The following is a 23,015-nucleotide window of genomic DNA, read 5'->3' on the forward strand; positions in this document are numbered from 1 at the left end:
TTTATTCAGACCCGCGTACTCTTTTTCGCTTTCGCCAGGTTTTCTTCCACCCTGAACTTGACAATGCGGCTAATCAGGTCGAGAGGGAGCGGTTTGTCGAGCGGAAACTGAACCGTGCCTTTGGCGCAGTTATAGGCCGATAATTCGTCTTTGAAAGCACTGATGCCAGAGGGCGTCGGGTAGAAACCGATGTGGTTTTTATAGCCGGCGAAATAAACCAGTTTTCCCGCCAGCATGAACGCGGGCATCTGGTAGCTGATCGTTTCTACCGCCTCTGGAGCCGCATCCCTGATCGCTTGCCGGAGATGTTCCAGCATGTATTGAACCGTCTCTGGGAAGTCGTACAGGTACTCGTCGATGGTTTTGGGGGTTGGTGCGCCTGCTTTCATGAATGATGGAGCGGTAAAGAGCTGTAAGCTAATGGGTTGCCTGGTTTTTCAAATGATTTTTCGAGGTAGGTTGCTGACGCCTGTCGAAGGGCCTAGAGCAACAAAGTAATTTTATATTATGTTCATCTGCTTTACTATAGGGGTGTGCACGTCCTGTACGGACTTCAGTCCGTGTTACTTTTCGCCCGGATGATAGGTCTTCTCCACGTGTTTTTGGATGTCTTCAGGATAGAATAACACGTCTTTGAATTTCCCTTCGCAGTAGAGCGGTGCCTGGTCGGTGAAGTGCGTTTCGCCGGGTCTGCTGCTTTGTCCACCCGTTACCACCGAGCGGGCCTTTACCCGTTTGCCAAACTCCACCACGGCTACGAAACTGTTGCCCACGCTGCCATATCGCTTTTTCGTGCCTGGGTACGTTCGGGCCGCAAACGCCGCCAGCGAACCCCAGGCCGACGAGGTGAAGCCAACGGGAATGCTCGGCTGGTTATCGGCGTAGGTTTCCTGCGTCTTGCCCGTCAACCGCTGGTACCGGTTGATCTCGCCCCAGGGCATTTTCCAGGTTCCAAAGTCGCGGGTCAGGTCGTTCAGTACGTCGGCTAGCGCGGTCACTTTTTCTTGTGGTGTTGTGCTGTTGATGGTTAAGGCGGCGAGATTCAGGTTATCGGTTCGCTGATCGCCTGATGCCCGGCTACGGGCCAGGCGCTGAATTTTTTCGCCCCACATAATGGCCAGTGTCTGGGCAACCGATGCTTTTCCGTACGCTTTATCCCAGTCTTTCAGGAGTTGAACGGCCTCGGCCAGGTCTTTCGACTGATTGGCGGCCTCACCGGAAACAGTTTGGTAGGCCGACAGCAGAGGCGGCAACAGGTCGTCGAAAGCAGCCAGATGCGGATCGTTGGCCGCCGCAATCAGGGTGTCGAGCGTGAAGATCGATTTACGGCTCAATACCTGCACGGCGTTGATGCCCCGGTAATTTTCGGCGTCGGGGGCCATGTAGGCAGGGTATTTTTTGGGGTCGGGGCTACTGCTACCCGATACGGTAAATGGTGTGGCGTTGCAGTTCTGAATCCAGCCAACGGCCGGGTTACGTACCTGCACAATGTCTTCGATTGGATGCAGCCCTTTCCATTCTGTCTCCGGGTTGCTGCCATCGACGGGCTGATCCCAGTTGAATTTAGGGTCGCGCCGGGGCATGAAATTGCCGTGCCAATACGCGATCGTCCCGTTCCGGTCAGCAAAAACGGTATTGTTCGATGCGTTGCCGTTCAGCTTCATCACCTCTTTGTAACTGGCGTAATCTGTCGCTTTCGTGCGCAGATACGACTGTGAGAGGGCATTCAGCGGCGTGTTCATCATGTCAATCGCGATCCATTTCCCGTCTTTTTCACCGGCAACGGGGCCGTGCTGCGTGAAGTACATCGTAAACTCCTTGTACTGAATCCCACTGCCCGACTTATACGGCAACCGCACTTTTTGCGTCCTGACCGGCTTGAGCGCCGTGCCGTATTTGTAGAACAGGTCGTTGCCTTTTTTCTCGATGGTTTCCAGATACTCGTCCATCGAATCGGCGTAGCTGGAGGTATGCATCCAGCCGCAATTTTCGTTGAAGCCCTGATACACAAAGAATTGCCCCCAGGTTACGGCTCCATACGCATTCAGCCCCGCCTGACTGACCATGTGCACCTCCGACCGGAAATAGAACGACGTATGCGGATTGATCAGCAATAGCGCATTTTTGGTAGCACTCTTCGACGGGGCAATGGCAAACCCGTTCGACCCAATGGATTCACGTTCGTAATGATCGACATTGATGTTCAACGAGGTCGATTTTCGCTGCTCGTAAAAGGCCTTGAGCCGCTCGGTCGATACTACGCTGATATTCCCGCCAATGCTACCTTCGCTGAACATCAACGGCATCCAGGGCTGAAAACGAGTCAGCAATTTAGGCTTGACCGTCGGGTGGGTGAAGAGGTAGTAATTCATCCCGTCGGCAAAGGCGTCCAGCAGTTGCTTCATCCAGACGGGGCTTTTTTTGTAGATCGCCGCCGCCTGGGTAGAATCCATAAATAGCCGCGCCCGCAGGTCGTGGTACAGGGCCGACTCACCTTCTATCTCTGCCAGCCGCCCAATCGAGGTGATGTAGTTTTCTTCCACCCGCCCGAAATCGTCTTCACACTGCGTAAACATCAGGCCAAATACGACGTCAGCATCCGTCTTTCCGTAGATATGCGGTACGCCCCAGGTATCGCGGGTAATGGTCACCTGTTTGGCCCTTTGCTGCCAGCGGGCAACGTCGATCTTAGTAAACGCCTGCCCGTTTACAGTGGCTGAACTCAAGAAAATAAGGACGCCTATCACTAAGCGCATCGACCGCGTTGTAGAGCAATTCATTGAAGGGTAGTTATGGTAAACTGTTGATAATGTGCACCATACACAGGTATGTTGCCGGTAGCCACGCACCTGAAAAACTACTGACCGAGCGCCACGAATCGTTTAGGTGCCATGCGATGATGCGTGGCCTGTTCGTAGCTGTAGGTCAGTCGGATAAGCGTTGGTTCGGCGAAGAGTCGGCCCAGAAACTGGATGCCAGCGGGCAGGTCGCCGGTTGTGTAACCCATCGGAATGGTGAACGCAGGCAGGCCCGTAGCAGGCGCAATGAGCTGGCTGTTATCGCCTTTGTAGCCTTTGGCATCACCAACCAGGGCGGGCGGGTAATTCCAGCTCGGGTAAATCAGGGCGTCGACGTTGAGCCGGTTCATTTCAGCTTCAACGGCGGTGCGGTAAGCGATGCGGAGTGGGTCGGTGAACGCATCACCACACGGAATCTCGGGATGAACAGGCCGACCTGAATGCGTCTGCTGGGAAATCAGACGGTCGCGTACAAGGTCGGAAAAGCCACCCACGCGAATAATATCTTCCAGCGTTTTGAGCGTATCCCGCTTCACGAATGTCCGCAGGTACGTCTCCACGTCGGTCCTGAATTCAGCGCACCATTGATTGGCGCGCAGGGAATCGAAATTGGGAATCGTCACGTCGACGACCGTCGCACCGGCCGACGTCATATCGGCGATCGCCCTGTCGAAAAGCTGTTTGATCTCCGGGTGAATATTTTTGTCGACCAGTTGGCGCATCACGCCGATTCGCGCGCCTTTCAGCCCGTCTTTTTTCAGGAACCGGCTGTAGGTTTCAGGTACGTTCCCCTGACTGTGTTTGGTGATCGGATCGTTGGGGTCATAGCCCGCCGTAACGTCGAGCAACCGCACCGCATCCTCGATCGTACGGCACATTGGCCCGCCAACGTCGTTGCGGCTATACAGCGGAATAATTCCGTAGCGGCTCACCAGCCCCAGCGAGGTACGAAAACCCACCAGCGCGTTGTGCGATGCCGGTCCGCGAATGGAGTTGCCCGTATCAGAACCCAGCCCAACGGTGCCCAGATTAGCCGCTACTGCCGCCGCCGTTCCGCCACTCGACCCGGCAGGTACGTAGGCCAGGTTATACGGGTTCAGCGTCTCGCCCGCCATTGAACTCTGCGAATGCATGGGCGTGAAAGCCCATTCGGCCATGTTTGATTTGGCCAGCACAATGGCCCCTGCCTCGCGCAGCTTCTGCACCTGATACGCATCTTCGGAAGGCACAAAGCCTTTCAGCGCAACAGAACCACCGGTCGTTTGCAGGCCCTTCGTGTTGAAATTATCTTTCACAATCACCGGAATACCGTGCAGTGGGCGCAGCTTACCGGTTTTCCGAAATTCAGCATCCAATGCGCGGGCCGTAGCGATGGCTTCCGGGTTAACAAGAATGATCGAGTTCAGTTTGGTGGGCTGGTCATAGGCCTGAATGCGGTCCAGATACGCCTTCACCAGTTGTTCGCTCGTCAGCGATCCGTTCCGAAAAGCACCGTGAATCGAACTGATCGTTGTTTCGACCAGTTCAAATTTGTTGGGAGATGGGCTTTTTGCCGATGCCTGAGCCAAGACGGGCGCACCACCGAGCAGGTGGACGCCCAGAAGAAATAAAAAGGAATATGGGCAATGAAGCAGACGGGCAATAAAGTGCATAAAGAGTCGGGCCAACCGATGGAGTCGTGTGGTAAAAATAGCCTTTCCTCTCAGAAATTAACGAATCAGGCGGGTTACGGCCTTTGTTTATTTCGTCTTTCGCCTGATTGACCGAATAAATTCTACACTATGCTGAAAATAGTGCATCATCCTGTTCATCGCCCTGTATGTCTACTCGGCCGTTGTTGGGTCAATAATAGCCGCTACCTCACTGACAGAATTAGCAGGAAATCCGCCCTGACTAGCATGCTCACGAACCATTTCTTCATTGGGAGCAATGTACACGCAGTAAATTTTGTCGCCTGTTACGTAACTCTGCAACCATTGAATTTGCGGCCCCATTGTAGTGAGTACGCCACACGAAGTTTATGAAATACCGTTCAGTTGTTCGGCCGATAACTTACCGGCACCGGGAATCTCCCGTTCGATGACATATTTAGGCATGGGGCCTTTTTAGGGCTTCCTACTCGCTTGGCTTTTCGGTTCCGCCCTTTTTTTGTGGTTGAAAGCCTCCACTTGGTCCGTTTTTTACGCTTCCTCGTGGATCAGTGAAGTCAGCCCTGCCGCTAGTTCGGGGGTTACTGTCACCCCATGTACGGTGCTGGCGTGGTCAGCGGCCAGTGCCAGAATTTCGTCATCGGTATCGGCCTGGATTTTGGCATCGCAATCGAAACCCGCATCGCGGCAGTTAAGCGTTTTCATGGTTACTTATGGTTTAGATGAGTTGGTAATAAATCAGTATGTGAACATCCGGTCGCTTTCGGCTGCCAGCCGGACCAATGTAGTGGGCGGAGCAAATTCAGCCGATTTCCCCTGTAGATCAGCCTCCGTTACGCCCCTCGCTTTAGACGACATGGCCGACATGTAAAATCGCCCGCCTGCTTTTATGATGGCCTCATAATGCTCGCGGATTTTACCCGTACCGAGGCCTTCTACTTTGTTTAATTCTCCGTCACGAAGCAAGGTGACGGCATCTCCAGCCAGAAAAAGAGAGACGGTATGCCCTTCGGCCAGGGCTGTTTTGGCCACCAGAAAGCCCAGTGCGGCACGGGTAGGATCATTGGGGCCACACGTGATGTGGATCAGCATTTTCATTTTTTTGACGTCAGTACCACTCTGACCATACGTGGTGACAGCAGTGAAGATGGTAATCAGTAAAGCAGCGGTGAGCCTCCGTTTCATTGTTAGGCAGGTAGTTTAGTATAGCGAGACAGTCTGATAGTAAGAATACACCCAACTTGCAGATTATCAGACCAAAGTACACGTTCCTAACCAATACAAACGAACTCCTTTATTAAGTGGCAAATACACGGGCTACTCCTCTACATAGTTCATGTCTTTCAGGAATGTCTCCTCCAAAAAATGCAGGGCAAACAGGGAAAACAGCACCACAACGCCACCGATGAGCAGCGGGCCATACGTTAAGCCGAGCGACGGTTTCAGGTTCACGAACAGCCAGGTGAGCGGTACGGTAGCGCCCCGTACAAAATTCGGGACCGACGTGGCTACCGTTGCGCGCAGGTTGGTGCCGAAGAGTTCGGCGGCCAGTACGATAAAGAGTGTCCAGTAGCCGTTGCAAAAGCCCAGGCAGACGCAGAAAAAGTAGAATTGGCTGGTGCCGTGAATTGGGACCAGCAGGTAAACCAGCATCATGGCAAACGACAGCAGGATGAACACGCGAATCGCTTTTTTTCGGCTCTGCAACCGCTGACTAAGCAAACCACTTACAATGTCGCCCACCGACTGACCAGCAAAGGCAAGCATCACCGCTTTGCCAGCCACAATCGGTTCAACCAAACCGGCATGCCGACCAAATTCGGGTGAAAACGTGATCAGGATGCCGACCACAAACCACAACGGTATGCCCATCAGAATGGCTAGAATGTACTTGCGCAGGCTTTTTGGGTTGGTGAATAATTGGAGAAAATTACCCCGCTGAACAGACTGCATTTTGAGCTTTTCGTATAGCCCCGACTCGAACACGTTCACCCGCAACACAAGCAACAGAAGGCCTAGTCCTCCACCGACGTAGTATGACATGCGCCAGGCGAATAGATCAGCTACGAAATAGGCGGTGATAGCCCCCAGAACGCCCATCGTAGCCACCAGAATTGAGCCATAGCTGCGCAGTTGCTTGGGCAGGATTTCGGCCACCAGCGTGATGCCCGCGCCCAGTTCGCCCGCCAGCCCAACCCCGGCAATGAAGCGCAAAACCGCATATTGCGTCAGGTTCTCAACCAGGCCGTTGGCAATGTTGGCGACCGAGTACAGCAAAATCGAGCCAAACAATACCGATAATCGGCCTCGTTTATCGCCCAAAACGCCCCACAATACGCCCCCAATGACGAGGCCCGACAGTTGCATATCGAGCAAAAAAACGCCTTCATGCAGCAGGTCATCGCCCGTTACGCCCAACGCCTTCAGACTAGGCACCCTTACCACGCTAAAGAGAAAGATGTCGTACATATCGACAAAATAGCCCAGTGCGGCCACCAGAACAGGAAGCTGAAATAGATACTGACGCGACGAAGGAGGTGTTGAAATCATGGTCATTAGTAGGTCATTTGCTGCGCGTCATTATGCTTCGCTGTCGTTAAGAGTCCTTGTTTGTTTAGTCAGCGCCAAGGAATGACCACTTAATGACAGCGAAGCGTAATAACAATGAATGACAGTTGATCAACTTACACGTTTGTTGGAATGACGTAAGGTGCTCTGTATTTGCGGGTAAGCATAGCATTGGCCTGCTTATCGCCGATGAACATTTCCTTCTGTGGATCGAAATCGAGCGTTCGGCCCAGGCGGTAGGCGATGTTGCCGAGGTGAGCCAGCGACGAGGCCAGGTGCGCCGTTTCGACGGGTCCGTTCAGCATCTTTTTGTCTCTGGCCCGCGCCGCATCGGCGAAGTTTTTGTAGTGATCGCCACCCGCATTGCGTGCGGGGCCGGGCTCTCGGTTACGGCCCAGGTACGTCTTGTAATCGTTATAGCCGTTGATGACCATGTAGCCCTTGTCGCCGTAGAAAATATTGCCAACTTCAACGCCGTCTTCCTTGTTGGTCATCCAGGGACGTACCTCAAACTCGATGATCTTACCCTGCTTTGGGTAGTGGTAGGTCGACGTCAATACCTCGGGCGTTTCCTTGCAATCGTTCCAGAGGAATTTACCGCCCGCCGACGTGATTTTTTCGGGTAAGCCAACGTCCAGACCCCACATGCAGAGGTCGGTTTCGTGAATACCTTGGTTACCAATATCGCCGTTGCCGTAGTCCCAGAACCAGTGCCAGTTGTAGTGTACGTAGTTTTTGCTGAACTCACGCGCCTGCGCCGGACCTTGCCACAGATCCCAGTTCAGCCCTTCGGGCACGGGCGAATTGCCCAGATTGCCAATGTCGGCCCGCCATTTATAGACAGTGCCACGGGCCATGTATACCTTGCCGATCAGCCCGTCGCGCAGGTGCTTGATGGCCTCCTGAATCGCCACCGAACTGCGCAACTGCACACCGTGCTGCACAATCCGGTTGTACTTGGCGGCGGCTTCGATCAGCTTGCGGCCCTCGAACAGGTTATGGCAACCCGGTTTCTCCACGTACACGTCTTTCCCGGCCTGACAAGCCCAGATGGCGGCCAGCGCGTGCCAGTGATTGGGCGTGGCGATACTCACGGCGTCGATATCTTTGTCGTCATAGACCTTCCGCAGGTCCTGCTCCATTTTCACCTTCTTTTTGTACTTCTCCTCAAACTCCGAGGCCGATTTCCGAAGCACCACGTCATCGACATCGCAGAGGGTGGCGACTTCTACGTTATATAGTTTCGAGAAACCAGAAATATGGTCTTTGCCGCGCCCATTCAGGCCGATGACCGCTATACGGAGTCGATCATTGGCACCAAACGCACTGCTCGGAATGATCGTTGGCAACCCCAGCACAGCCGTGCCAGCCGCCGCAGTCTGGATAAACCGACGCCGGGAGAAAGAATCGTTTTTCATAATTGAAAGTATTTTTGTTAGGAATAGACGCGTAAACAGGCGTGTTGCCTGGCCAGGCAACTCACCATACGTAATAGAAAAATCGACCTTAAACTACTCTGTACCAACGGCTAAATTTTACAATCGCGCCAGTGTGAGCCCGCCGTCGACCATGAATATCTGCCCGGTCGAGTACAGGAAACCACCTTCGGCAATGGCAGCAACGGCCCGGCCCACATCGTCGGGTAGCCCCCAGCGGGGTTGAACCGTCAGGCCGTCGGCGATGAGGGCGTCGTATTTGGCCGATACACCCGCCGTCATGTCTGTTTTGATAATCCCCGGCCGGACTTCATACACCGGAATACCGAACTCCCCAAGCCGCACCGCAAACAACTGCGTTGCCATGCTCAACCCGGCTTTCGAGATGCAGTAATCGCCCCGATTCACCGAGGCGACCGTGGCCGAAATAGACGACACCGTGATAATACTCGCCTGAAAATCAGCCTGTTCTTTTTTTTGTTCAATCATCCAGTTCGCCACGGCCTGAGTCAGAAAATAAGCACCTTTCAGGTTCGTGTTCAGCAGCCGATCGAAGCTTTCTTCGGTGGCTTCCAGTATATCGGCACGTACCTGCGGTGCTACGCCCGCATTATTGACCAGCAGATTCAGCCGCCCGAAATGCCCCCTGATTTTAGCGAGCATAGCCTGCCGGTCGTTGGCGTCGGCAACGCTTCCCTGGCAGTAAATAACCTCGCCTCCATGCACCCGCAACGTACCCAGCACATCCATGACGACCGATTCGTCCCGGATGCCATTGATGGCCAGATCAAACCCTTTTTTGGCGAGGTGTTCGGCAATACCCAACCCGATTCCGCGGCTACTGCCCGTGATGAAAGCCACTGGCTGGGTACGTTCATTCATACGTTCAGCGTTGGTCACAGTGTCTCCTTGATGGCTTTCAACTGGTCGGCTTCGGGTAATTTCTTGTAGAGCGGGTCTAGTGGGTAACAGCCCGACACGAGTCCATTTCGGGGGGCCGTGGTGCAGTCGGAAAAGGTGCGGCAAATGTGGTTTCTGACCAGCGACCGGCCAGCCACCATGTCGGCGGGCATGGTGGGGTATGAAAGCACCATTCGGCCAAAGCCAACGCTATCGGCCATGCCGGTGCGCAACACATATTGGGCCACGTTGGGTAGCCATTCCTGCAAATACGAATAGCCCGACCCAATGATAACCAGCTCAGGAAACGCCTTTTTCAGTTCGCAGGTTACGTCGATCTGCCGTTTTACGCCCAGCAGCGGATCCTCGGGTGGCAAATACCCGTCAGACGGCGGGAACAGGGCTGGGCGCATCAGGTGCGGATTGTAATACGGACTACCACCCGTTATGCATATCATCTGAACACCAAGCGATTGCGCGAGTGCCAGGAAGGCTTTCGGCTCCTCCAGGTCGACAGTTAAGCCCGATTGCTGCCCACCAAACGCGTAGGGGTACGTATCCGTTTTTTCGGGTTCACCCACCTCATTCGGTCCTTTTTTGAACGGCAGCAGATCAAACGCACTCAGCCGGATACCCATTTCCAGGCCGGGCGCGGCCTGCTGAATACCCGCGACAATGTTCCGCAAAAAGCGGGTCCGATTCTCGAAACTACCGCCGTAGTTGCCCGCTCTGTCCACGGCGCTCAGGAACTCATGGCCCAGGTAGCCGTGGCAATGTTTGATGTCCACAAAGTCGAAACCAGCCTGTTGCGCCAGCACTGCCGCGTCGATGTAGTGCTGGACGATGCCGTCGATCGCTTCGTCGGTCAGTGGCGGGTAATCGGGAGCCATCCCGAATTTCTGGTTCAGATACGGGTGCGCGTAGAGGATTTTCGATTCAAATTTTGTGTGGCTATTTGGCTTACAGAAACGTCCCGAGTGGGTGAGTTGCAGCCCAATAACCAGGTCATCCGCACGCCCGAACTGCTCGGTGTGCTTATCGACAATAAGTTGCCGAAGGGCAGTTAGCTCACCAATCGTTTCGGGATTGATTACGAGCTGATTAGGATTAGCTTTCCCGTCGTGGCACACGGCTACGGCCTCACAGCCAAATAGCAGTTTAGCCCCGCTTTCGGCAAATTTCAGCCAGCGTTTGCGGGTAAACTCCGTAGGCTTTCCATCCGGCGTTCCGTCCCACCCTTCCATTGGTAAAATGCAGAGGCTATTCCCGATTGTTTTGCCCGATTTTAGTTGAATGGGCCGATTGAACGGGCTATCCGCAGGTGGCAACAGCGTGTCGTCGAAGGCCAGATCAACCCCGTTCGTTTGCAGGTACGTTGTTAACTCCGGGGCCGTTTTGATCTGGGCCATCCGGGTGTATTTCGGTTTGTATTTACCACTCATGCTTAAAAGGTAGGTTCGTGAGGGCTTTTTTGACAGGATTTACAAGATGAACAGGATTTTTTCTTTTGGCTGAAGCGAACTGGAAATCCTATTCATCTTGTGAATCCTGTCAAAAAAATCTTAGGAAAAGTAGCTTAGACGCAGTTGAAAAACAGATAATACGGAGCCTGGTCAATGGCTCGCTGTACGTATAAGGCCGCCTCCCGGATGTGATAATCACCCCACATACTCGACTCGCCGTAGGGAATAGCACTGCCTTTCGGTACGTAATCCCAGCCGTTGGGCCGGTGGTAGATCGAGTGCAGGAGCAAGCCCTGATGGTGCGGGTCTGTGCTGAGATACGGTTCATTGAGCAACGTACCCAGCACCGTTAAACCGGCCTGCCAATAGGTTTGTCCGGCCTGCCAGTGCGTTTGTTCCAACAGCCCCACTTCTTCAACAATGCCAGCCTGGGTACGTTGCTTGTTCATCAGGTAATTACCCAGGCGCAGCAAGCCCTGCGCCGCAATGGCAGCGGCCGAGCTATCGACCGGTTCGTGGGCATTGAACGGATCAGCGGGGCGGGCCAGATAATCGCCCAGTTTGTGCAGGTTCGGCGCGCCGGTATCCCAGTACGGAACGCCATCGGTGGGCGTGTTCTCAATGTAAAAATCGCAGGTAGCGCGGGCCGCCCTGAGCATCATCGCTTCCAGTGACTCGCGTCCGCCGAGGCCGGCTAGTTCGTCATCATGAATGGTCGCCAGCGCTTCTAATTCTTCCGCGAATCCGCACATCGCCCAGGCCAGGCCACGCGTCCAGGTGCTGAAACCAGTATAGCCCTGCTGCGAATTCGGGCAGCGGTAATTTCCGTCGGTGACGTTGAAAACGCTTTCATGAGCGGTACGGCCCCAGACGTCGTACGCGTCTCGCCCTTCGCCGTAATACACCGAAAACCGGGCGGTTGCTTCGATATGGAGCAGCGCCCGTTCCAGCAGATTGATCCGCACATCGCCTTCACCCTGAAAGGTATGACCAAGTAAATAGCTGATAACCAATGACCTGCAAGAGCGAATAGTATCGACGAAGAGCGAATGCGGCCCGTTGAACGAATGAATAAACCCGCCCGGTTTATCACCGTCTGCGGTTGGCCGGGTAGCTGTCCAGCGATTGGCCTGCACAGCCCCTGAGACTTTAAGGGCGATTTCGTAGCAGTTTTTCTCCCATTCGTTGTACGGAATTTTTCCTTCGCGCATCAGTCGCAGGAGGTTCCCGTAGGTGCTGACGTTGTTGAACCCGTGATCATGAACACCCACATGACTAATATGCGGGGCCATGACTTCCAGCGTTTTCTGGCGACCCAACTCCAGAAAGTCATCCTCGCCGGTAGCATCGAACTGGAGAATAGCGGAGCCATACTGAAATCCCTGGGTCCACTCGGTCCAGCCGCGGGTGGTGTATCGGCCTTGTATGGTGAAGACAGGCGACCCATTGGCTGGGTCATACTGGTGTTCGATGAGGCTGATTTTTTGCGCAGAAAGCGCCCAGAATCGCTGCAATTTTGCCGATAAGTCAGCCGGTTTAAGCGACGGGTTGATATGAAACATGCTGGGGAAAGACGGGATACGAAGTTGATTGGTGGGTCGGGTAGCGACGTACAAACCAACGGTGTTGCTAAAGGCTCAAAACCAGCATTGGGTCGTATTCTACTTTCAACCAGCAAACCAACTGTCGATCAGGTGCGGAGCGAACCACTTTCATGCACCTTGTATAGCTCAGATGTGGGCGAACAGGCTACTTTTACAGTTGACTACTCAGTATATATCGCCAATCTGTTCTTAACGCATACGCCAAAAACATAATGAAAAAGACTGCTTTACTGCTCGGTTTACTAGTTCTGGCTCTTACCGGAGCGTTCACTAAAGCGAGCGCCCAAACGTTCCGGGGCCTCGACAAATCGCCCATGGACATGGCCTACTACCCGGATGACTACGCCCATGACCGCAAATTTGCGCCCGCTAAAATCGGCAGCGATAAATTGGTGGCGCGGGTAACCTATACGCGTCCCGCCAAGAATGGCCGGGAGGTATTCGGAAAACTGGTTCCTTATGGCAAAGTATGGCGGGCCGGTGCCAACGAAGCCCCGGAGATCAAGTTTTATCAGGACGTGACGATCGGCGGCAAAAAGATTCCGGCGGGCAGCTACGCCCTGCTGACGATCCCGAATGAAACCGAGTGGACAATCATCCTCAGTTCTGATCTGGACCAGTGGGGAGCGTACAGCTACAACCAGGCGCTGGACATAGCCCGCGTGAACGTACCTGTGCAGAAATCGGAAGCAGCGATTGAAAACTTCTCAATCCAGTTTGCCAAGAAAGACGCCAAAAACGCAACGATGTATGTAGGTTGGGACACCACGATGGTGGCCGTGCCGGTGGGTTTGTAGGCATTTCTTAGATTCGTTAGTTAGACTGCTTCCTGTCGCTGTGTACGCATGGCAACGGGAAGCAGTTTTGTTTTTGCAGCAAAGGGCTTCGCGCGTCGTGCCCTTCGACAGGCTCAGGGTGACACTCCCACTCAAGGTCGTCATCAACATCTAGTTGTGTCCTGTCACCCTGAGCCTGTCGAAGGGCACAACGCGCGAAGCAGTCCCACCGCGAAGCAACCAATGAGCGAAGCAATCGTTTACCAAGAACAGAAACGGCAACGCAAAACACATGCCCGTTTATTCATGTTAGAATAACGTAATGCTAACTCGGCACGCAGATGGATCTATCAAAAATAGCCAGCCTGATTACCCCACTCGTCCTGTTATCGGTGATGGGTGTGATAATGATCCTCTACGGATTCGTTGATATGAAACAGCAGAACAACATTCTGCAATTCCTATTCGGCATTCCCATCGCGGCCGGGGCACTCGGACTGCACTATGTTGTTCGCCGGGCGGCCCGGAATAATACCCTGCACGTCTGGATAGCCGAATCAATACTGGTTGGCCTGATGTGGTACGGGTTCCTCCACGCGTAGTCAATGCTCACACAACACCTAAAAGCTGAATGTAGATGCGTACGGTATTTTCTATTGCGGGTATCTGGTTTGTGGCGGCTATCCTGTCGGGTTTTCAGCAAACAGACAGTTGGCTGGGTACGTGGTCGGGCGAAACAAAAGACGGCGTCACCTACACGATCAAAGTCAAAGACAAGTACAGAGGCATGAACCTGTGCGACGTGCATGCCGAGGGCATCCAAACCTTCTACACACTGGAATGTATGGCAACCGGAACGCCCACGACCCTGAATGTCTATTACCGTTCCGCGACAGATGGAGCCTTCTACGCCAAAGACCGGGTCAAGGTCAACGATCCATTTTTCGTGTTGCAACGCACCAACGGCAAGGTCTCCTGGCAGTGGAAACAGATCTTCGACGGCAGCGTAACAATGCGTAGAGTAAGGTAGTGGGTTGAACTCGCTTGTTGCTATATTTGGGTACAACTGTATTCAGGCCACAATGAAAATACTAACAATCAGTGAGTTAAAAGCCAATTTTTCAGCAGTGATTCAAGTCGTGAGATCAGGCGAGAAGGTTGCGGTGACGTTTGGCAAGAAGAAAGAAATAGTTGCTTACATTATCCCCAAAGAAGCTCGTACACCTGCAAAACGTCAGTTAGGCATTTTACAACATAAAGGCCGGGCAGACTTAGCGGATGATTTCAAGCTAACAGATGACGATTTTTTAGGTCTAGAAGCAGTCTGATCATCAAGCTAATCTGGCAAGCCCTTCAACGTGACTTTCAGCTTATTAGTAAAGACGAGAACGTGTCAAAATACGCCAGCGAAGGATTACAGATAATCTGGTGAGTAGGTACGTTACTTCTGAACGAGCACATGCGAGGCAGTAGACCCATCCTGCTGAGCCCATTTCACTACCTGCCTGCCCACTTTCTGGCCTATATCCATCCCGACGACGTTATCGATGCGGAAGTGAACGCCCCCCTCGAATCGTGACTCGGCGGCTTCGTTGGCTTTGTTCATGAAAAAGGTGGCGTCTTCGGGAAACAGATAACCCAGAACGGTAGCCCGCGCCGTAGAGATGGTGGCGTGGCCCGATGGATAGCTCGGATGAGGCGGCGTGAACAGCAGGAGCGGCGTGTAGGTCGTATCATACTGATCGGGGCGGATAGACCAGTACGTGTATTTGGCATCCCAGCAGGCTACCTGCCCGTCGAAAGCCGCGATGCTCACCAGCGCATACACACGGGCAGCCTGCGGCGCATTCAGATGCAGGTTATGCTCGAATAATTTCTGATCGGCGGCATCACCCCAGAAATCGGTTGCGGCCCAGTAAAAGGCGCGGGCGATGGCGGCGGGCGATTTTTTAAATTGGGTCAACTCCTTCATGTCAGCAGCCGGGTCAGGGGGCGGTCCGGGTCTGAACTGATTTCCCGACGTAAGCACCCAGGGTTTACAATACCCCATCATCGGCTGGGCAGGCGGACGTTTGTCCGTCCACGTACCTGCACCGGTTGGGCGTTTTCCATCCCAAACGGCATCGGCACCGTCGGTTTTGGCCCGTTCGATCACGGCCTGCGCCACCCGCTGACCCAACTCAAAACCGGCCTTCACATCGCTGGGATAAGCTACGCCCGCCAAAACCCGCGACTGACACGCGCCCTCGGCTACCCGACGAATAGAGTCGGCCTTCTGTGGAAACAGGTAAGCCAGCATGGTAGCCGCCGCACCGGCCGCCACCGACCGTTCGCAGGGATACGAAGGGCTGTCGGGGGCAGGCAGGTAGGGCGTCAGCGATTTATTGTGAGCCGATGGGCGCGGACGACGGTAGGTGTATTTGGTATTCCAAGCGGCGATTGTGGCGTCATAAATGGCCACATTCATGAGGGCCTTGCCCCGTATCCAGGCGGGCGGAAAACCACCATACAGTTGTTCAATAGCATCTTGCCAGCGATAACCCGGTGCGCCCGCATTCCAGTAGTCAATCAGCCAGTTAGCCAATGAATCGCGCTGGCGTTGAGCATTGAGCAGTGTCTTTTCTTCGGCCTGTGTGGCGACAGCCGTGGGCGGTGGCGGCAACCGAAATGCTTCGCCCGACGGAATGACCCACGTTTTCCAGGAACCCGCCCGGCTCTCGGTCTGAGCGTGACAGGTACTGATAATAACTAAACAGAAGATGACGGATAGCGGAATAGTCTTCATATGAATAAGCGTTTGACTTACCGCCAAAGTTAAACGCCATCCTTCTACAACATCCAAAGGATAAATACCCTTATAACCAAGGGTTTATACGGGCCTTAGTGAGTGGAGTCCGTCGCTGTATGCATATACTTTCACTTCATTTCAACCGCTACAAGCAAAGCCACTGAACTGGTGTAGTTCAGTGGCTTTGCTTGTACATTCCATATGTTAGAACAGCAATCCAGCGTTACGCCATTTCTATGACCCAATCGTCCTGCTCGACGACGGTGCCTTCTTTGAGCAGCACCTGCTTGACGGTGCCGGGCTGCTGGGCGGCCACGATGCTTTCCATCTTCATGGCTTCGATGACGAACAGCGGCTGGTTTTTCTTCACCTCGTCGCCGGACTTCACCAATATGCGGGTCAGGCGGCGTTGGCTAGCTGATCTCCAGCTACTGGCACTAGTCGGTATTCTTCAATTGACCGACTGGCTTCGTAAAGAACATCAGGATCGAGCATTAACGGGCTAGTCACACGAATTGGGTTATCATTTTTATCAATGGCAAGATGTGACACAAGGATGAGAGCCCATTGAAGTGTTTTACTTTCAGAAACGGAAACAAGCTTAAACGTATCGTAATCGAACAGGCGCGATAAGTCAGAACTGTCGGTTCGCACTACGCCCCAACTAGTTAGTAAGTCGTTGAAATCTAGTACCCGAATTTCACTAGTTGTCCAGCGAACCGTGATTTTAAACGGCTCAATTTTGATAATTTCCGTTATGCGTGGTAAACCTTTCATCGGATTGTCTGTAAACGAACAAATTCCTCGATTAACATTTCCTGTTTTCCTTCCAGCCAGGTACGTACCCGTAAAGATATTTCAACTATGATAACTACATGCTCATCAGCATCTATCAAAATAAAGACTTAGGATATGAGACATCCTCAATTCGCCAACCGTCATCGTACAAACTCATTGAAATTTTTATAATCTTTGGCGTTAAGAAAGCTGCCTCAACTCTTGGATTTGTCTTTATAAATGGAGTGGCAGTAAACTTGTACTTCAGTTCCACAGTAGCTTTTCTATCACCTGGCTCCAGTTCTATACCTGTGACTTCATCAGCCTCAACAATACCAATCGCTAGCCTCTGGTATGAAGTCTCAGTATACCCTCGTATGTAGGAACCTTCGCGACGCTTCTTCACTCCATCAATAAGATACGGGTTAGACTTTTCAGTAAAGAAAATATTTTGTTTTGCTTTTACATTAGTATCTAATTTCCAAAATCCATCCTTTTCCAGGGTTAATTCTTTATAGCGTGCTGCAATGTATGGATTATCAACCGTGATATCAGCTCTTACTGTATCAATGAGTAACTTACCATACTTATATTTTTCAATCACATCAAAAGCCCTATCGCGCGTTAACTCTTTACTGTTGCACGATACCAAGCAGGCAAGTAATAGTACATAAACTGTACTGAATATTATCAGTTTCATGATAAGTTGGTTTTACTTTTATTTCCAAAAGATGGTAAGATTTCGTATCTCAATTGTCCCAGATTCGCAATCGTCCCCTCCTTCAAGATTTTTATGTGTCATTGAAATATTCATATACTCAAATTTGCTAATCTGTGGTAGTACGTTAGCAAATGTAATACTTCCTCTAAGTAGAATATTTGTAGGCAACTTGTTCTCTGCCCTACTTGAACCAGTTTGATCACCAAGTGAAAACCTGTTGCAAGAATACTGCTTTCCGAAAGAGTCGTATGCACTTGTAAGCTCTAAATTTCTAAAATTACAAGTGTATCCATTGTTTATTTCAACTTTTTGATTTACTAGACTTGTTTTTAGCTGGTAAGTGACGACAACATTCTGCTGATTTTTGGAACCATTTACAGACAGTATCTTAAATTCAATATTTTCTGTGAAAGGCTTTATAGTGTATGTTGTTCCATCACTTTTACTCTTAGGTTTTGTCTGACGAATTTGCTCCCCGTCACCCTGACCCTGTAACTTAGCTTTTCGCTTCGCGTAGTCAGCTTTGGACAACTCACCATCGATATATAATTGTTGTAAGCGCTCCAAAGCAGCTTCGTTTTCTTTCCCCTTCACCTCATTATCTGATGACGTCGACATGCTTTGCTGCATTGGCCGAGGTTTGCCTATCTCATAGCCATTCAACCCGATGATCTCTTTTGATTTCAGAGCATCATCTAAATCAGCAAAAGCGGTGTAAATCTCTCCCGCTTTTAACGACGCATATAGTTTTACTCCAGACCCGACTGCTTGTGATCGGAACCCTTTAATAGTTACTTGCGTGTTATTGTGACTCTGAGAAAGAGGAGTCTGAGCGCTTGACGCCATAAGACCAGTTTTGATGTATTTGAAACTGCCATTATATTCAGAACCTTTACCAAGCAATAAGGTGTCATTCTCTTTGAGGACAATTCCTATATTTGTCGTTATTGGCCCAACGATTTTCTTATCAAATTGCGAAAAACAAGCAGTAGTAAAACTTAATACTACCAAGAGTAACAGAAAGGATTTTTTCATGATAAAATATTTAACAATTTGATGGCATTAGCGAAGACGTCAGTTGAGGCATTCGTTCTACTGCAACTTATTTTTCATTGCGTTAATTAAAGCTTCTGTGCGTTTTTCTGCTTTTTCGTTATTATAAGATATCACAGCCCATATTGCAATACCTAGCCAAATAAAAAAACCTAAACCGAATAGTAAAAAAGTGAAAACAGCAACTATTTGTAAGACAATTGCAAAAAATCCTGATACTATTTTACCTCTGCTTAAAAAGTAAACTCCAGGAAAAAAAATAGCAAGTATGATCATGCTTTTGGATTTATTAATGCGATGAGATTAATGATTAACACTGTATTGATAAAGCTACATAAGCTATAGGATAATAAGTTGCTTCAATCAATTTATATTGAATGGCAAATGTTACACACTTTTTTGTATATAATATAAAATAAAAGGAATATTTATTTAATTTGCAAACTGAATAAATTGTTAACTCCAACATATTGTTATAGTATATTTCAAATACTCGATGTATAATGTTTTTAAAAAATATGACATATCATAAATACGTAGAAATTAGCCATCCAAGTTAAAATTCCTTTCTCTAGCAAACATTGACAGCTAATTTACTGTACGTCTAGACTTATGTGGCAAGTGCAATAAAAGAGCCAACCAATCATTCTATAGAAATGATCCAGTTGGCTCTTTTATTGCACTTGGTTACGCTTACTCTACTTCTCTATTTTGGAAAATTTCTATTGTAGCGGATCAATTAAACTAGCGATTTCTTAACATAACGTTACGCCATTTCGATGACCCAGTCGTCTTGCTCGACGACGGTGCCTTCTTTGAGCAGCACCTGCTTGACGGTGCCGGGCTGCTGGGCGGCTACGATGCTTTCCATCTTCATGGCTTCAATCACGAATAGCGGCTGATTCTTTTTCACCTCGTCGCCGGGCTTCACCAGAATACGCGTCAGGCGACCTTGCAGCGGCGAACCTATGTCGGTTGGTTTGCCTACCTTCTGGTTCTGCGCCTTCACCACTTTCTGGGCTTTGTCACGTACCTGAACCTGACGGCTCTGTCCGTTCAGCTCGAACGTGATCATCCGCATACCCGATGCGTCGGCCTCCGACATGAAGAGAAGCCGAACCAGGATGTTCTTGCCTTCGGCGATTGGCACCAGAATCTCTTCGTTGGGCTTCAGACCGTAGAAGAACGCGGGCGTTGGAATGATGCTGACGTCGCCGTACTGGTCAATGGCTTTGTAATATTCCTCATATACCTTCGGGTACATCTGGTACGAGAGGTAGTCAAGGAAGCCATCGTTGCGGGGGAATGCCTCCTGGAATTTGGTGAAGTCAGCGTCAAAATCGATCGGGGCCAGATGCTCGTTGGGGCGACCGGTGATTGGCTCCTCCCCTTTCAGCACTACCTTCTGAATGTTCTCCGGGAAACCGCCGTAGGGCTGACCCAGAATACCCTTCATCAGTTCTTTCACCGATTCGGGGAATGACAAGGCCTCGCCACGCTCCAGTACGTCTTCGGCCGTCAGGTTGTTGGCGGTCATGAAGATCGCCATGTCACCCACCACTTTCGAAGAGGGCGTCACCTTGATGATATTACCAAAAAGCTGATTGGCAACAGAGTAGTTCTTTTTCAGCGTCTCGAACTTATCGCCTAGTCCGGTGGCGATGGCCTGCGGTTTCAGGTTTGAGTACTGTCCGCCGGGAATTTCGTTCTCGTACACTTCAGCACTACCGGCTTTCATGCCGCTCTCGAACGGATAATAGTATTCCCGAACGTCTTCCCAATAGTTCGAGTAGGCATTCAGCGACGGCAGATCAACGGCACATTCGCGCTCGTGGCCCTGCATCATCGCCACCACCGAGTTGAAATTCGGTTGCGACGTCAGACCCGACAACGCACCCAGGGCACAATCGACAATATCGACACCCGCATCAATGGCTTTCAGGTACGTTGCCGCCTGAATGCCTGCCGTATCGTGCGTGTGCAGATGAATGGGAATGCTCAGCGATTTCTTCAGTTCGCCTACCAGCAGTTGCGCGTCGAGTGGTTTCAGCAAACCGGCCATGTCTTTGATACACAACAGGTGCGAGCCTTCGTCTTCGAGTTGCTTGGCCATGTCGAGGTAATACTGAAGCGTGTATTTCTCGTCGATACCGCTGTAGCAGATGGCGGCTTCGGCAATGGCGTTGGTCCGCTCACGCACGGCGCGGATGCTCACTTTCATGGCCTCGACCCAGTTCAGCGAATCGAAAATACGGAAGACGTCGATGCCCGTTTCGGCCGATTTCTCCACGAATTTCTCGATCAGATTATCCGGGTAAGCCGAGTAGCCCACGGCATTAGAGCCGCGGAAGAGCATCTGCAACAGCATGTTGGGCATAGCCTCGCGCAAGGCCGCCAGCCGCTTCCACGGACTTTCGTACAGGAACCGCATCGACACGTCGAACGTGGCGCCGCCCCAGACTTCCATCGAGAATAGTTCGGGATGATTCTTGGCGAAGCCTTCGGCTACTTTCTGCAAATCCTGGGTACGTACCCGCGTGGCCAGCAGCGACTGGTGGCCGTCGCGGAAGGTGGTATCGGTATACAGAATCTGCTTCTGGTCACGTACCCAGTTGGCAAATCCTTCGCGGCCCAGTTCAGTCAGGCGGTCGCGGTTGCCGGCCGGGTACGTTCCGTATTGGTCGTAAATCGGGACAACGGGCGTGCGGAACACCTTGCTGTCGTCGCGCTTTTTTACTTCGGGATTCCCGTTCACGATCACCTCACCGAGGTACCGCAGCACCTTCGTGGAGCGGTCTTGCGGCTGACGAAGTTTGAACAGTTCGGGATGGGTTTCGATGAACGACACCCGTGCCTCGCCCCGCTCAAAAACCGGGTGGGCAATTACGTTCATCAGGAACGAGATGTTGGTTTTCACACCCCGAATCCTGAACTCTACCAGCGCACGTTGTAGCCGTTGGGTAGCGCCCTTCAGGGTACGCCCCCGCGCCGAGACCTTTACGATCATGGAGTCGAAGTAGGGCGAGATTTTAACGCCGGGATAACTGCTGCCTTCATCCAGACGGATGCCGAAACCGGCGGCGTTGCGGTAGGCGATGATGGTACCAAAATCAGGTTTAAAGCCGTTGGCGGGGTCTTCGGTCGTGATCCGGCACTGAATGGCGTAGCCATTAAGCGGTACCTCATCCTGATGGTTGATGTATATCCCGTTGTCGGACAGTTTGTAGCCCATCGCGATCAGGATCTGCGACCGAACAATATCTACGCCTGTTACTTCCTCGGTAATCGTATGCTCGACCTGAATCCGTGGGTTCACCTCGATGAAGTAAATATTCTCTTCTTTATCGACCAGGAACTCGACGGTGCCGGCATTGCTGTAGCCCGCCGCCTTACCAATTTTCAGGGCGTAGGCATACAGTTGTTCGCGCGTTTCCTGCTTTAGCCCGAACGACGGGGCTACTTCCACCACTTTCTGGAACCGGCGTTGTACCGAGCAGTCGCGTTCGTAGAGGTGAATCAGGTTACCGTGCGTATCGCCGAGTAGCTGAACCTCAATATGTTTTGGATCTTCAATAAATTTTTCCAGGAAGATCGTGTCGTCGCCGAATGCGTTTTTAGCTTCGTTTTTGGCTTCCGTGAACGCTTTTTCAAACTGGTCGGCTTCACGAACCACGCGCATACCACGACCGCCGCCACCCGCTGCGGCTTTCACCATCACGGGGAAACCAATCCGTGCGGCCTCTTCACCCGCCCGTTCGGCCGACATGTTTTCTTCCCGCGAATCAGGGATCAGGGGTACGTTGGCAATGGTAGCCAGATTCTTGGCCCGGACCTTATCGCCGAGGGCTTCCATCGCCTCGGGGGTTGGCCCGATGAAAATGATATTCTCTTCCCGGCAACGCCGCGCCAGTTTTACGTTTTCCGACAGAAAGCCGTAGCCAGGGTGAATGGCGTCGATTTTTTTGCTCTTTGCCAGCAGAATAATGCCTTCAACATCCAGGTAGGGTTTCAGCGCATCTTCATCACGCCCAATCTGATAGGCTTCGTCGGCCTTATAGCGGTGCAGTGAATAGCGGTCTTCATAGGTGTAAACGGCTACGGTGGTGATACCAAGTTCGGTGGCGGCCCGCATAATGCGGATGGCAATTTCACCCCGGTTGGCAACCAACAGGCGGTTGATCGGGCGGATATAGTCTTTCACAGAATCAAAAGGATGATAAATCGAGTAGCTATTGACAGATTCGTAACAAACAGATAAGCATGCTTCTGTCTGCGCATTAGCGTCGCAAATTTGTTGAAAATTCGGCAAAACGATCGACGCACCGAATATTCATCGGAAAAGGCAGATTTTTCGATGAATAATACAGCAAGCCGTACTGACTGATGAAGTGTGAAAGCAGAGAAGGCTAAAGGTAGGCGATTTATAGGTTGACTCCTTCCTGCATTAACCGGTTTTAACCGCAGCTTCATAATCAGTGAATC

The 23,015-nt window shown here is 51.6% G+C and carries 22 protein-coding genes and 1 pseudogene; 5 read left to right on the forward strand and 18 right to left on the reverse strand.

Annotation, left to right across the window (positions count from 1 at the left end; translation table 11 throughout):
• Nucleotides 1–5: 5 nt before the first annotated feature.
• From ACFE8Q_RS08090 to ACFE8Q_RS08140, 11 genes and pseudogenes are all read right to left on the reverse strand, one after another.
• Nucleotides 6–389 carry an iron chaperone gene (locus ACFE8Q_RS08090; protein WP_375444864.1) on the reverse strand — a complete coding sequence of 128 codons (384 nt, stop codon included), beginning with the start codon at nucleotides 387–389 and terminating at the stop codon, nucleotides 6–8.
• A gap of 174 nt (nucleotides 390–563) precedes the next feature.
• Nucleotides 564–2,756: a penicillin acylase family protein gene (locus ACFE8Q_RS08095; protein ID WP_375445152.1), complete on the reverse strand. Its 2,193-nt coding sequence runs from the start codon at nucleotides 2,754–2,756 to the stop codon at nucleotides 564–566.
• 101 nt (nucleotides 2,757–2,857) lie between these two features.
• Nucleotides 2,858–4,450 carry an amidase gene (locus ACFE8Q_RS08100; RefSeq protein ID WP_375444865.1) on the reverse strand — a complete coding sequence of 531 codons (1,593 nt, stop codon included), beginning with the start codon at nucleotides 4,448–4,450 and terminating at the stop codon, nucleotides 2,858–2,860.
• A gap of 171 nt (nucleotides 4,451–4,621) precedes the next feature.
• Nucleotides 4,622–4,801, reverse strand: a pseudogene (locus ACFE8Q_RS08105) (DUF4242 domain-containing protein); the annotation flags it as partial.
• A gap of 177 nt (nucleotides 4,802–4,978) precedes the next feature.
• A complete protein-coding gene (locus tag ACFE8Q_RS08110; protein ID WP_375444866.1) occupies nucleotides 4,979–5,152 on the reverse strand; it encodes a DUF1059 domain-containing protein in 174 nt (57 codons plus the stop codon).
• Nucleotides 5,153–5,185: 33 nt separating this feature from the next.
• A complete protein-coding gene (locus ACFE8Q_RS08115) occupies nucleotides 5,186–5,632 on the reverse strand; it encodes a DsrE family protein (protein WP_375444867.1) in 447 nt (148 codons plus the stop codon).
• A 132-nt stretch (nucleotides 5,633–5,764) separates the two neighbouring features.
• Entirely contained in the window at nucleotides 5,765–6,997 is a 1,233-nt protein-coding gene (locus ACFE8Q_RS08120) for an MFS transporter (protein WP_375444868.1), read from the reverse strand.
• Nucleotides 6,998–7,131: 134 nt separating this feature from the next.
• The gene (locus tag ACFE8Q_RS08125) at nucleotides 7,132–8,433 is read right to left on the reverse strand and encodes a Gfo/Idh/MocA family protein (protein ID WP_375444869.1); all 1,302 of its coding nucleotides are present in this window, start codon (nucleotides 8,431–8,433) and stop codon (nucleotides 7,132–7,134) included.
• A gap of 117 nt (nucleotides 8,434–8,550) precedes the next feature.
• On the reverse strand, nucleotides 8,551–9,333 hold the full coding sequence (locus tag ACFE8Q_RS08130; RefSeq protein WP_375444870.1) for a 3-ketoacyl-ACP reductase: 783 nt from the start codon (nucleotides 9,331–9,333) through the stop codon (nucleotides 8,551–8,553).
• A gap of 14 nt (nucleotides 9,334–9,347) precedes the next feature.
• The gene (locus ACFE8Q_RS08135) at nucleotides 9,348–10,793 is read right to left on the reverse strand and encodes an NADH:flavin oxidoreductase (protein ID WP_375444871.1); all 1,446 of its coding nucleotides are present in this window, start codon (nucleotides 10,791–10,793) and stop codon (nucleotides 9,348–9,350) included.
• A gap of 134 nt (nucleotides 10,794–10,927) precedes the next feature.
• Nucleotides 10,928–12,376, reverse strand: a complete 1,449-nt coding sequence (locus ACFE8Q_RS08140) for a glycosyl hydrolase (protein ID WP_375444872.1) — start codon at nucleotides 12,374–12,376, stop codon at nucleotides 10,928–10,930.
• Here ACFE8Q_RS08140 and ACFE8Q_RS08145 point away from each other — a divergent pair.
• The 5 genes from ACFE8Q_RS08145 to ACFE8Q_RS08165 all read left to right on the forward strand — a co-directional run bounded on the left by ACFE8Q_RS08145 (nucleotide 12,368) and on the right by ACFE8Q_RS08165 (nucleotide 14,522).
• Nucleotides 12,368–12,631, forward strand: a complete 264-nt coding sequence (locus ACFE8Q_RS08145; protein WP_375444873.1) for a hypothetical protein — start codon at nucleotides 12,368–12,370, stop codon at nucleotides 12,629–12,631. The two genes, ACFE8Q_RS08140 and ACFE8Q_RS08145, sit on opposite strands and share 9 nt — an antisense overlap.
• Nucleotides 12,631–13,215 carry a DUF2911 domain-containing protein gene (locus ACFE8Q_RS08150; RefSeq protein ID WP_375444874.1) on the forward strand — a complete coding sequence of 195 codons (585 nt, stop codon included), beginning with the start codon at nucleotides 12,631–12,633 and terminating at the stop codon, nucleotides 13,213–13,215. The genes ACFE8Q_RS08145 and ACFE8Q_RS08150 overlap by 1 nt, the downstream gene beginning before the upstream one ends.
• A gap of 320 nt (nucleotides 13,216–13,535) precedes the next feature.
• Complete coding sequence (locus ACFE8Q_RS08155; RefSeq protein ID WP_375444875.1) at nucleotides 13,536–13,796, forward strand: hypothetical protein; 261 nt, start codon at nucleotides 13,536–13,538, stop codon at nucleotides 13,794–13,796.
• 35 nt (nucleotides 13,797–13,831) lie between these two features.
• Entirely contained in the window at nucleotides 13,832–14,224 is a 393-nt protein-coding gene (locus ACFE8Q_RS08160) for a DUF5991 domain-containing protein (RefSeq protein WP_375444876.1), read from the forward strand.
• Between the two features lie 52 nt (nucleotides 14,225–14,276).
• Nucleotides 14,277–14,522 carry a type II toxin-antitoxin system Phd/YefM family antitoxin gene (locus ACFE8Q_RS08165; protein ID WP_375444877.1) on the forward strand — a complete coding sequence of 82 codons (246 nt, stop codon included), beginning with the start codon at nucleotides 14,277–14,279 and terminating at the stop codon, nucleotides 14,520–14,522.
• A gap of 113 nt (nucleotides 14,523–14,635) precedes the next feature.
• Here the strand turns inward: ACFE8Q_RS08165 and ACFE8Q_RS08170 are convergent, their stop codons facing one another.
• The 7 genes from ACFE8Q_RS08170 to ACFE8Q_RS08200 all read right to left on the reverse strand — a co-directional run bounded on the left by ACFE8Q_RS08170 (nucleotide 14,636) and on the right by ACFE8Q_RS08200 (nucleotide 22,734).
• The gene (locus tag ACFE8Q_RS08170; RefSeq protein ID WP_375444878.1) at nucleotides 14,636–15,979 is read right to left on the reverse strand and encodes a phosphatase PAP2 family protein; all 1,344 of its coding nucleotides are present in this window, start codon (nucleotides 15,977–15,979) and stop codon (nucleotides 14,636–14,638) included.
• A 226-nt stretch (nucleotides 15,980–16,205) separates the two neighbouring features.
• Nucleotides 16,206–16,370 carry a biotin/lipoyl-containing protein gene (locus ACFE8Q_RS08175; RefSeq protein ID WP_375444879.1) on the reverse strand — a complete coding sequence of 55 codons (165 nt, stop codon included), beginning with the start codon at nucleotides 16,368–16,370 and terminating at the stop codon, nucleotides 16,206–16,208.
• An 11-nt stretch (nucleotides 16,371–16,381) separates the two neighbouring features.
• Nucleotides 16,382–16,759, reverse strand: coding sequence for a hypothetical protein (locus ACFE8Q_RS08180; protein ID WP_375444880.1), 378 nt, complete (start codon nucleotides 16,757–16,759; stop codon nucleotides 16,382–16,384).
• A gap of 115 nt (nucleotides 16,760–16,874) precedes the next feature.
• On the reverse strand, nucleotides 16,875–17,459 hold the full coding sequence (locus ACFE8Q_RS08185; protein WP_375444881.1) for a hypothetical protein: 585 nt from the start codon (nucleotides 17,457–17,459) through the stop codon (nucleotides 16,875–16,877).
• A gap of 18 nt (nucleotides 17,460–17,477) precedes the next feature.
• The gene (locus ACFE8Q_RS08190) at nucleotides 17,478–18,515 is read right to left on the reverse strand and encodes an SHOCT domain-containing protein (RefSeq protein ID WP_375444882.1); all 1,038 of its coding nucleotides are present in this window, start codon (nucleotides 18,513–18,515) and stop codon (nucleotides 17,478–17,480) included.
• 57 nt (nucleotides 18,516–18,572) lie between these two features.
• Entirely contained in the window at nucleotides 18,573–18,809 is a 237-nt protein-coding gene (locus ACFE8Q_RS08195) for a hypothetical protein (RefSeq protein WP_375444883.1), read from the reverse strand.
• 490 nt (nucleotides 18,810–19,299) lie between these two features.
• The gene (locus ACFE8Q_RS08200) at nucleotides 19,300–22,734 is read right to left on the reverse strand and encodes a pyruvate carboxylase (RefSeq protein ID WP_375444884.1); all 3,435 of its coding nucleotides are present in this window, start codon (nucleotides 22,732–22,734) and stop codon (nucleotides 19,300–19,302) included.
• Nucleotides 22,735–23,015 lie beyond the last annotated feature (281 nt).

The sequence above is a fragment of the uncultured Fibrella sp. genome (assembly GCF_964250085.1).
Lineage (GTDB): Bacteria > Bacteroidota > Bacteroidia > Cytophagales > Spirosomataceae > Fibrella.

What these genes read in the sequence shown, in the direction of transcription:
- ACFE8Q_RS08135 (WP_375444871.1), bottom strand. Translation starts at nt 10,793, where the DNA reads ATGAGTGGTAAATACAAACCGAAATACACCCGGATGGCCCAGATCAAA.
- ACFE8Q_RS08095 (WP_375445152.1), bottom strand. Translation starts at nt 2,756, where the DNA reads ATGCGCTTAGTGATAGGCGTCCTTATTTTCTTGAGTTCAGCCACTGTA.
- ACFE8Q_RS08155 (WP_375444875.1), top strand. Translation starts at nt 13,536, where the DNA reads ATGGATCTATCAAAAATAGCCAGCCTGATTACCCCACTCGTCCTGTTA.
- ACFE8Q_RS08195 (WP_375444883.1), bottom strand. Translation starts at nt 18,809, where the DNA reads ATGATCATACTTGCTATTTTTTTTCCTGGAGTTTACTTTTTAAGCAGA.
- ACFE8Q_RS08115 (WP_375444867.1), bottom strand. Translation starts at nt 5,632, where the DNA reads ATGAAACGGAGGCTCACCGCTGCTTTACTGATTACCATCTTCACTGCT.
- ACFE8Q_RS08165 (WP_375444877.1), top strand. Translation starts at nt 14,277, where the DNA reads ATGAAAATACTAACAATCAGTGAGTTAAAAGCCAATTTTTCAGCAGTG.
- ACFE8Q_RS08140 (WP_375444872.1), bottom strand. Translation starts at nt 12,376, where the DNA reads ATGTTTCATATCAACCCGTCGCTTAAACCGGCTGACTTATCGGCAAAA.
- ACFE8Q_RS08160 (WP_375444876.1), top strand. Translation starts at nt 13,832, where the DNA reads ATGCGTACGGTATTTTCTATTGCGGGTATCTGGTTTGTGGCGGCTATC.
- ACFE8Q_RS08130 (WP_375444870.1), bottom strand. Translation starts at nt 9,333, where the DNA reads ATGAATGAACGTACCCAGCCAGTGGCTTTCATCACGGGCAGTAGCCGC.
- ACFE8Q_RS08145 (WP_375444873.1), top strand. Translation starts at nt 12,368, where the DNA reads ATGAAACATGCTGGGGAAAGACGGGATACGAAGTTGATTGGTGGGTCG.
- ACFE8Q_RS08120 (WP_375444868.1), bottom strand. Translation starts at nt 6,997, where the DNA reads ATGATTTCAACACCTCCTTCGTCGCGTCAGTATCTATTTCAGCTTCCT.
- ACFE8Q_RS08150 (WP_375444874.1), top strand. Translation starts at nt 12,631, where the DNA reads ATGAAAAAGACTGCTTTACTGCTCGGTTTACTAGTTCTGGCTCTTACC.
- ACFE8Q_RS08180 (WP_375444880.1), bottom strand. Translation starts at nt 16,759, where the DNA reads ATGAAAGGTTTACCACGCATAACGGAAATTATCAAAATTGAGCCGTTT.
- ACFE8Q_RS08170 (WP_375444878.1), bottom strand. Translation starts at nt 15,979, where the DNA reads ATGAAGACTATTCCGCTATCCGTCATCTTCTGTTTAGTTATTATCAGT.
- ACFE8Q_RS08100 (WP_375444865.1), bottom strand. Translation starts at nt 4,450, where the DNA reads ATGCACTTTATTGCCCGTCTGCTTCATTGCCCATATTCCTTTTTATTT.
- ACFE8Q_RS08185 (WP_375444881.1), bottom strand. Translation starts at nt 17,459, where the DNA reads ATGAAACTGATAATATTCAGTACAGTTTATGTACTATTACTTGCCTGC.
- ACFE8Q_RS08125 (WP_375444869.1), bottom strand. Translation starts at nt 8,433, where the DNA reads ATGAAAAACGATTCTTTCTCCCGGCGTCGGTTTATCCAGACTGCGGCG.
- ACFE8Q_RS08090 (WP_375444864.1), bottom strand. Translation starts at nt 389, where the DNA reads ATGAAAGCAGGCGCACCAACCCCCAAAACCATCGACGAGTACCTGTAC.
- ACFE8Q_RS08110 (WP_375444866.1), bottom strand. Translation starts at nt 5,152, where the DNA reads ATGAAAACGCTTAACTGCCGCGATGCGGGTTTCGATTGCGATGCCAAA.
- ACFE8Q_RS08190 (WP_375444882.1), bottom strand. Translation starts at nt 18,515, where the DNA reads ATGAAAAAATCCTTTCTGTTACTCTTGGTAGTATTAAGTTTTACTACT.